Source organism: Pseudomonas floridensis, from assembly GCF_002087235.1.
Taxonomy (GTDB): domain Bacteria; phylum Pseudomonadota; class Gammaproteobacteria; order Pseudomonadales; family Pseudomonadaceae; genus Aquipseudomonas; species Aquipseudomonas floridensis.
The window spans coordinates 1-1,083 of the sequence record NZ_MUIO01000276.1 but is presented as its reverse complement, the minus strand read 5'-3'; the positions used below and the strand labels follow the sequence as shown (position 1 = coordinate 1,083).

Below are 1,083 nucleotides of genomic sequence, written 5' to 3'. Positions count from 1 at the left end.
TGGTCAAGCGATCTTCGGCTGGCGAATGCTATTGACCGTGCCCTGCGCCACGCTGTTCATGCTGGTCAGCGGTGACTGGATACGGGTTCGTGCCCTGGCCACGAGGCTGCGCGAGCAACCGATGCTGTTTTTCGGGCTGCTGCTGTCCTCGTTGTTGCTGGGCGCGCAGTTGCTGATCTTCATGTGGGCGCCGCTGCACGGGCGCAGTCTGGAAGTGTCACTGGGCTATTTTCTGCTGCCGTTGAGCATGATTCTCACCGGCCGCATCGTGTATGGCGAGCACCTGTCCTACCTGCAAAAGGTGGCAGCGGCCTTCGCGATCATCGGCGTCGGCCATGAACTGTGGCGGCTGGGCAGTTTCTCGTGGGAAACACTGCTGGTCGCTGGCGGCTATCCGCTGTATTTCGTGCTGCGGCGCAAGCTCAAGACCGATCACCTGGGCGGGCTGTGGTTCGACATGCTGTTCATGCTGCCCATCGGCCTGTGGTTCATTGCCAGCGGCGATCCGATGGCGATTCAGCAGACACCTCTGTTGTATCTGTTGATTCCACTGCTCGGGGTGATCAGCGCTTCGGCACTGGTCAGCTACATCATCGCTAGCCGGCTGTTGCCGTTCAGCCTGTTCGGGCTGCTCAGCTATGTCGAGCCGGTGCTGCTGGTCGGCGTCGCCCTGCTATTGGGTGAAAGCATCAGTCGCGACGAAATGCTGACCTACATTCCGATCTGGCTGGCGGTGGGTGTGCTGGTACTTGAGGGCGCCAAGCACATGCTGGCCCAGCGCCGTCGCGATGCGGCCTGAGCGTCAACGCTCGGTAAACCGCTCCAGTTGCATTTCCTGCAGGCGGCTGAGCGTACGGCGGAACGCGAAAGACAGATAGCCTTCGGTGTACAACTCATCCATCGCCACCTGTGCTTCGACATACAACGGAATGCGCCGGTCGTAACACTCGTCCACCAGTGCAATGAACCGCCGCACACCGTCGTCATGAGGTGACAACTGCGGCAGTTCGCGATCCCCCGCCACCACCTGTTCCACACCATCCTCGGTGCCACGCGCGATCTTCGATTCGCGCTGCGGCGCAC

2 protein-coding genes are annotated in these 1,083 nt (G+C 61.1%); one reads left to right on the top strand and one right to left on the bottom strand.

All coding sequences use genetic code 11. The features are described 5' to 3' along the window. Positions 1–799, top strand: a 799-nt coding sequence (gene rarD, locus BZK31_RS28890; protein ID WP_083186501.1) for an EamA family transporter RarD, incomplete at its 5' end; no start/stop codon positions are given. 3 nt (positions 800–802) lie between these two features. Here the strand turns inward: rarD and zapE are convergent. Continuing rightward, the coding region (gene zapE / locus BZK31_RS28885; RefSeq protein ID WP_157900851.1) for an AFG1/ZapE family ATPase at positions 803–1,083 on the bottom strand (281 nt) is incomplete at its 5' end.